Annotated in this window: 7 protein-coding genes; 3 read left to right on the forward strand and 4 right to left on the reverse strand. The window is 64.7% G+C overall.

The window, feature by feature from the left end:
* Together G3N99_RS31360 and G3N99_RS31365 are read right to left on the reverse strand one after the other, a co-directional pair.
* The coding region (locus tag G3N99_RS31360; RefSeq protein WP_206124316.1) for an alpha/beta fold hydrolase at positions 1 to 725 on the reverse strand (725 nt) is incomplete at its 3' end.
* Between the two features lie 195 nt (positions 726 to 920).
* On the reverse strand, positions 921 to 1,913 hold the full coding sequence (locus G3N99_RS31365) for a LysR substrate-binding domain-containing protein (protein WP_206124317.1): 993 nt from the start codon (positions 1,911 to 1,913) through the stop codon (positions 921 to 923).
* A gap of 234 nt (positions 1,914 to 2,147) precedes the next feature.
* Here G3N99_RS31365 and G3N99_RS31370 point away from each other — a divergent pair, with 234 nt between their 5' ends.
* Positions 2,148 to 2,357 carry a hypothetical protein gene (locus G3N99_RS31370; RefSeq protein WP_206124318.1) on the forward strand — a complete coding sequence of 70 codons (210 nt, stop codon included), beginning with the start codon at positions 2,148 to 2,150 and terminating at the stop codon, positions 2,355 to 2,357.
* 169 nt (positions 2,358 to 2,526) lie between these two features.
* Here the strand turns inward: G3N99_RS31370 and G3N99_RS31375 are convergent, their stop codons facing one another.
* Complete coding sequence (locus tag G3N99_RS31375) at positions 2,527 to 3,399, reverse strand: diiron oxygenase (RefSeq protein ID WP_206124319.1); 873 nt, start codon at positions 3,397 to 3,399, stop codon at positions 2,527 to 2,529.
* A gap of 52 nt (positions 3,400 to 3,451) precedes the next feature.
* The gene (locus G3N99_RS31380; RefSeq protein WP_206124320.1) at positions 3,452 to 4,399 is read right to left on the reverse strand and encodes a fatty acid desaturase; all 948 of its coding nucleotides are present in this window, start codon (positions 4,397 to 4,399) and stop codon (positions 3,452 to 3,454) included.
* A 418-nt stretch (positions 4,400 to 4,817) separates the two neighbouring features.
* On the opposite strand from G3N99_RS31380, the gene G3N99_RS31385 reads away from it, so the two are divergent.
* Positions 4,818 to 6,581 (forward strand): fatty acyl-AMP ligase, encoded by a 1,764-nt coding sequence (locus G3N99_RS31385; protein ID WP_346778511.1) that lies wholly within the window; start codon positions 4,818 to 4,820, stop codon positions 6,579 to 6,581.
* The coding region (locus tag G3N99_RS31390) for an ATP-binding cassette domain-containing protein (RefSeq protein WP_206124322.1) at positions 6,578 to 6,948 on the forward strand (371 nt) is incomplete at its 3' end. The genes G3N99_RS31385 and G3N99_RS31390, both read left to right, overlap by 4 nt.

Raw genomic sequence — 6,948 nt, forward strand, 5'->3', positions numbered from 1 at the left:
TGCGCATGCGGGCACCCGATCACGCTCGCCATCTTCACGGTTTCCGACGGCGGGCGCGCCATGTCGCCCGCGCCGCACATCAGCAGCGTGCGTTCGGCGTCCAGTTCGGCGAGTGCCGACAGCGTGTCGGGCCGGCCGAAGATCAGCCGGCCGAGCGGGACGATCGATTGACGCAACCGGTCGGCCGGCAGGTTCGCGAGCGCGTCGCGAAACGCGGACGGCACCGGGCCCGCGAGATTGACGTCCGGCCGGAAGAACAGCGGCACGATCGCATCGAGCAGCGGCGGCGCGATACGGCCCGCGGCGGCGATGGCGTCGAGCATCCCGAAGTAGCGCAGCCGCGTCGCTTCGGGTTCGGCCTCGAGCGACGCATCCATCAGCACGAGCGCGCGCACGCGCTGCGGTTCGCGCAACGCGAGCCGCGCGCCCCACATGCCGCCGACGCTGAGCCCGACGAGCGCGCACTGTTCGATCTCCAGCGCATCGAGCAACGCACCCGCCTGCGCGGCGAGATCGTCGAGCGTCTGCGTGCCTTCGGGCAGCGCGCCCGATGCGCCATGTCCCCACAGGTCCGGCACGATGACGCGATACTGGCGCGACAGCGCGTCGATCTGCGGCGCCCACATCGCCGAATCCCACAGATAGCTGTGCCCGAGCAGCACCGGAAACCCGGTACCGTGATCCTGATAATGCAGGGTGCTGCCATGAATGTTCACTGCGGGCATGTCGTCTCCGGTGTCGGCGCGCTCGGCAGCGGCCCCGAACCGGGCGCCGCGGTCAGCGGCGTGCTGCAACGAATGCGAAGCGGCGCATCATCGCACAGGTTGCACGCGCGACGCATGACGATTCGCGCCCCCCACGCATCGAACTTGCCGCATGACACCCTCGACACGCACGCGCGACGGCGTGACGCGATCGTCCTATCCGACGCGATACATCGGCACCACGTTGCTGCCGCCCGTTTCCGACTCCGACGCGAGCGGATGGCTCGCCTGTTCGAGCAGCCAGTTGGTCAGCACCGCGATATCGAACTCGTTGCACGCATCCGGGTTCTGCACCAGCACGTAGCTGCCCGATGCGACCGTGCAGTGCGCGAACAGCTCCACGAGCCGGCGCTGCTTCAGCAGCCCGTCGACCAGCGGCCGCCGCCCGATCGCGATGCCGTGCCCGTCGACCGCAGCCTGCACCAGCTGGTCGTACTGGCTGAAATGCAGCGCGCCGGCAGGCCGCAGGCGCGGTACGCCCAGCTCCTTCAGCAGATGGCTCCACCCGTGCCACGGCCACTCGCCGCGCGGATCGTCGAGATGCAGCAGCACGTGCTTGTCGAGGTCCTCCGGCTTCATCGACGCGGCGTCGCCCGCCGCCGACATCAGGCTCGGGCTGCAGACCGCCACGACGCGCTCGCGGAACAGCACGTCCGTCTCGTCCGTCGACGTATACGGGCCGGCATATCGCACGGCCAGGTGCAAACGTTTGCGTTTAAGATCTTCAATTTCGCTCGTTGCCGAGACGCGTACATCGATATCGGGGTAGCTTGCGCGGAACGAACCGAGGCGCGGAATCAGCCACAGTGCCGCGAACGAAACGGTGGTCGACAACGAGATCGCACGCTGGCCGACGCTCGACGACAGCTTGCCGATCACCGATTCCAGGTCGGACAACGCGAACGAGATCGCGTCATACAGCTCCCGCCCCTTGTCGGTCAGCGTCAGGGAACGAATGTGCCGGTGAAAGAGCTCGATCCGGAGCTGCTCCTCGAGCGCCTTGACCTGGCGACTCACGGCGGATTGCGTGACGTTCAGTTCCTGCCCGGCACGCGTAAAGCTCAAATGACGCGCCGCGCATTCAAAGCCTCTCAGGAAATCCAGCGAAGGCATACTTCTCAATCGCTTTGCCAATCTCACATTAGCCATACCGCCGCCTCAAAGTTGCACCCACCGACAGGCAAGTCGCCGTTCGTCTCCCTGAATCGTTTCTCCTATTTGGATTCGGGAACGATTTTATATTGAAGCATGGATGCAGATCATTCTTATTTTCAATCGTGACACTCGTATTTATCTATCATTTTTCATCGGCATGATATTCTTACATTAGCATTATGAAGTAGTGATTTTGTAAATAAATATACGGCCGAAACGATGCTGAGGATGGCAGAGAAAGGCACGCAAAAACAGGACATTGCAGGCATAAATCCATGTTCTGACGGCCATCCTGACGCTACAGCAGAGGCACGTTCAGATGCCTACAATACAATTTCATTTACCAAACATTTTTATCAATTTTCCGGATTGCGAAAAGAATACGCATCTCAACATACACGCGGAATACTATTTAAATCCTCAATTTCCTGTTTATGAAAATATACTAAACGCATGAAATTGAATTGCGCCGTGCAATTCCCGGGAATTGATGAACCAATTATGTCCGGAATTGAATATTCCGCCGGCCGGAACGGCAATCCGCATGCATGACGCAGCCACACCGTCCGGAATCGGTTCCACCCTTTACTGGACGGAATGCGTGTCGCTATACGCTGTCCACCACACCGTCCGCCACACGGTGCGTCCGTGCGGTCACTTCGCGGCGATAGCGGTTCAGTTCCTGCGCAGTAAAGAACGTGCGCTCGAACAGGATCGACAGGTTGTGCAGGATCCGCTCGACAACCTTCTTTTCCCATTCGCCGTCGAACCGGATCTGCTCGTCGAGCCAGCGCTCGAGCCATTCCGGATCGGGCAGGCGCGACTGCACGGTGTCGCGCGGGAACAGCGCCTGGTTCACGTGCAGGTTGGTCGGGTGCAGCGGCTTCTCGGTGCGGCGCGCCGACGCCATCAGCACGCCGATCTTCGCGAACGCGGCACGTGCGACGTCGCCGCAGTTGTTCAGCGCCTTCTTCATGTAGCGCAGGTACGCGCCGCCGTGGCGCGCTTCATCGCGCGAGATCGTTTCGTAGATCTGCTTGATGACCGGCTCGGTGTGCCAGTCGGCCGCGCAACGATACCAGTGGTTCAGGCGGATCTCGCCGCAGAAGTGCAGCATCAGCGTCTCGAGCGGCGGCGCCGGGTCGAACTGGAAGCGCACCGCGTGCAGTTCCTCTTCGGTCGGCACCATTTCCGGCTTGAAGCGGCGCAGGTATTCCATCAGCACGAGCGAATGCTTCTGCTCTTCAAAGAACCACACGCTCATGAACGCGGAAAAGTCGCTGTCGTGCCGGTTGTCGCGCAGGAACATTTCCGTCGCGGGCAGCGCCGACCATTCGGTGATCGCATTCATCCTGATCGTCTCGGCCTGCTCATCGGTGAGCAGCGAAGCGTCGAACTTGTCCCACGGAATGTCCTTCTCCATGTCCCAGCGCACCGCTTCCAGCGACCTGAAAAGTTCCGGATAGAGCATCGTCGTCACCGTCGTTGAAATGCGTTCGGGCGCGGCATGCACACGGGCAGCACTGCCTCGGTCATGCCGATTGCGTGGACGCCGGCGCCGCCGCTTCCGCGTCGGGCGCACGGTCGTCCGCGTCGTCGTCCACCGTGCGCGGCGACAGCCTGCCGCGCAGCAGCGCGTAGTAGAACTGCCGGTACGTGCGGTGGTAGTAGCGGATGCGCGGCCCGATCGCGCCATGCAGGTCGTGCAGCCGCTCGATCGGCAGGTTCGGCATCATGTGGTGCTCGACGTGATAGTTGTTGCCGTTCGTGAACCACGTCATGAACGCATTGCTCTCGATCGTCCGCGTGTTGCGGAACGGATCGGTGCTCGTCAGGTCGCAGCGGTAATGCTCGGGCATCTCGACCAGCGCATGCACGGGCGCGGCCACGAACACGAGCGGCACGACCCACACCCACACGACGAACCACGTGTGCAGCGCGAACGACACGCCGGCCAGCAACGCGATCGTCGCGACCATCAGCAGGTGATCGCGGCGGATCGCGCGCGACACCAGCGGGTTGTCGCCGAAGCGCGCGCCCGGCACGACGAGCTTCGCGACGTTCTTCGCGAACTGGATGTAGTGCGCGGCCATCGACAGCCGCCACGCCCACAGGCCGAGATTCACGACCGGGCTCGCGCCGTACTGGTCGCCGTAGTCGAAGAACTCCTTGTTCTCGGGCGTGCCGAGCAGCCGGTGATGGCGCAGGTGGCTGTCCTGGTACGCATGAAACGACACGAGCATCGGCATGCCGAGCAGCACGCCGAACACCATGTTGAGCCGCTTGCTCCTGAATCCCTGGTAATGCAGCGCCTGGTGCTGCAGCTCGACGCCGTGCGCGTACATCGCGCCGATCAGCAGGATGCCGACGACCTTCAGGACCACAACCGTCGACAGCGCGAACAGCATGCCGTGCGCGATGAGCGCGACGTAGACCGCGAGCTTCAGCGAGAAGACGACGCCGCTCGGGCGACTCTTCATGTCGGCAGCCGGTTTCTGACGGGCGAGAAGCGATGAGGTGACGGACAAAATGCTCTCCTTGGCCGGGCCCTGCCCGGCACGATGACGCGGCGACACTGGCGCGCTGCCGGGTTGCAATTCTTCTGTGAGTCGATGCTTCGGACAAACGAATTTTCCGAACGCATTGCATGACGCCCGCGCATGAGCGCACCACATCGTGAACTAGACGACCGGTCGAATGCGTACCGACCATTCACCTCGCGCGGGCTCGCACGTATACGCACATGGCAACGCCGAGTGGATGCGTGCTGCTCATGCATAGCCTGCAAATATTCCGTTTGTCGCGTCATGTCGATCCGGCAAGAATCCCCCTCACTCGACGAACGGCGCCGCCGGCACCGTGGCGCGAGCGGCCGTGTTCCTCAAGGGGAGAATCCTCGTGACGAAGTGCGCATCCACCATTCATCGCCTGATCGAATCGCTCGAGGATGTCGCGGGCGCCATGCATCGCATGACGTTCGTCGACGACGCGGGCAACGAGGCGAGCATCACGTACCGGCGCTTCGCGGAAGAAGTGTTTCGCCAGGCCGGCGCGCTGCGCGAACTCGATGTGCGCGAGAACGACCTGGTGATGCTGGCATTGCCCGCGTCGGTCGAGCACGCGGCCGCGATGATGGCCTGCGTGATGACGGGCGCACTGCCCTGCACTGTGCCCGTTCCCGCGCGCCGCGCCACCACCGGGCGGCAGGTGATCGACGTCGCATGCGAGCTGTACCGGCCGCGCCTCGTCATCGCCGCGGATGCGCAATCGGCCGCATGGCGCGACGACGCGTTTCCCGCGTCATCCACGCGCGTCGTCGATCTCGACACGCTGTCGCTCGTCGCGGATGCCGGCGCCCGTGCGCTGATCAGCGGGAAGCATGGCCGCGATCCGCATCATGTCCAGCTCACGTCCGGCTCGACCTCGCATCCGAAGGCCGCGGTACTCAGCCACGAGAACGTGATCGCGAACGTGCTCGGCATCGGCGGGTCGGTGCGGTTCGACCTCGCGGCCGGCGACGGCACCGCGTCGTGGCTGCCGCTCTATCACGACATGGGGCTGCTCACGCTGCTGTCGAACATGCATTACCGCGCGCCGCTGCTGATGATGCAGCCGAACAGCTTCATCCGGAATCCGCTCGGCTGGTTGAAGCGCATCGCGTCGGCGCGTGCGACGACGACGTCGGTGCCGACCTTCGCGTTGCGCTACTGCGTGCGCCGTTTCAATGCCGCCGCGATGGAAGGCGTCGACCTGTCCGCGTGCCGCAACATCTTCATCGGCGGCGAACGCGTGGACGACGCGACGCTGCGCGACTTCGCCGCGACGTTCGCACCGTACGGCCTCGCGGCATCGGCGCTGCAGCCGTGCTACGGGATGGCCGAATCGACGCTCGCGGTATCGATGCATCGTGCGTGGCACGACGGCACGGTCGACGGCGCGCCGTATGTGATCGCCGACACGCTCGACCGGCGCGCGCTGATCGAGCGCCGCGACGCGCAACCGGCCGCCGCGAACGACGGCGCCGACACCGACACTGAAACCGTGCTCGCGATGGGCACGCCGATCGAGGGTATGGCGTTCCGGATCCTCGACGACGGCGATCACGCGCTGGCGAACCGTGCAGTCGGCGAAGTCGCGATCCGCGGCACGTCGGTGATGCTCGGCTACCTGAATCCCGACGACGGTTCGATCGCCGCGCCGCTGACGGCCGACGGCTGGTTCCGCACCGGCGACATCGGCTACGTCGCCGACGGCCAGCTGCATATCCTCGGGCGCAAGAAGGAAGTCATCATCATTCGCGGCAGCAACTATTTCCCGCACGAAATCGAGGAGGCGTTGGCCTCCCATCGCACGCTGCGCAAGAGCACCTGCATCGCGTTCGGGCTGCCCGACCCCGAGACGGGCACCGAGCGGCTGGTCGTCGCGATCGAGGCGCGACCCGTCGATGCAACGCCGCAGACGCGCGCCGAGTGCCAGCAACTGCTCGCGTCGCGGATCGGCTTCGCCGCGCAGGACCTGTGCTTCGTCGAACCCGGCTCGCTGCCGCGCACGACGAGCGGCAAGCTGCAGCGCCTGAAGTGCCGCGACCTCTATGCGAACGGCGCGCTGTCCGTGATCCACGCGACGGTGGCGGCCGAAGCCGGCCAGGGAGCGTACGCATGACGGCCGCCACGCTCACGCCGGTGCTCGAACTGCGCGACGTCACGCGCGTGTACGAGGGCGCGGGCCGCGTCGTCGCGGTGCGCGGCGCGACGATCTCGATCGGCCAGCGCGATGTCGTCGCGCTCGTCGGCCCGTCGGGCAGCGGCAAGAGCACGCTGCTCAACCTGGCCGGCTTTCTCGACGTGCCGAGCACCGGCGAACGCTGGCTCGAAGGCCGCCGGATCGACGACGCGCCGGACACGCTCGAACGGATTCGCCGCGAGCGCATCGGCTTCGTGTTCCAGCAATTCAACTTGATTCCGGTGATGTCGGCGCTCGAAAACGTCGAGCTCGGCTGCTTCGCGTGGGGCACGCCGCGCACGCGGCG

The organism is Burkholderia sp. Ac-20392 (assembly GCF_017104585.1).
GTDB lineage: Bacteria > Pseudomonadota > Gammaproteobacteria > Burkholderiales > Burkholderiaceae > Burkholderia > Burkholderia lata.

What these genes read in the sequence shown, in the direction of transcription:
- G3N99_RS31365 (WP_206124317.1), bottom strand. Translation starts at nt 1,913, where the DNA reads ATGGCTAATGTGAGATTGGCAAAGCGATTGAGAAGTATGCCTTCGCTG.
- G3N99_RS31370 (WP_206124318.1), top strand. Translation starts at nt 2,148, where the DNA reads ATGGCAGAGAAAGGCACGCAAAAACAGGACATTGCAGGCATAAATCCA.
- G3N99_RS31380 (WP_206124320.1), bottom strand. Translation starts at nt 4,399, where the DNA reads ATGAAGAGTCGCCCGAGCGGCGTCGTCTTCTCGCTGAAGCTCGCGGTC.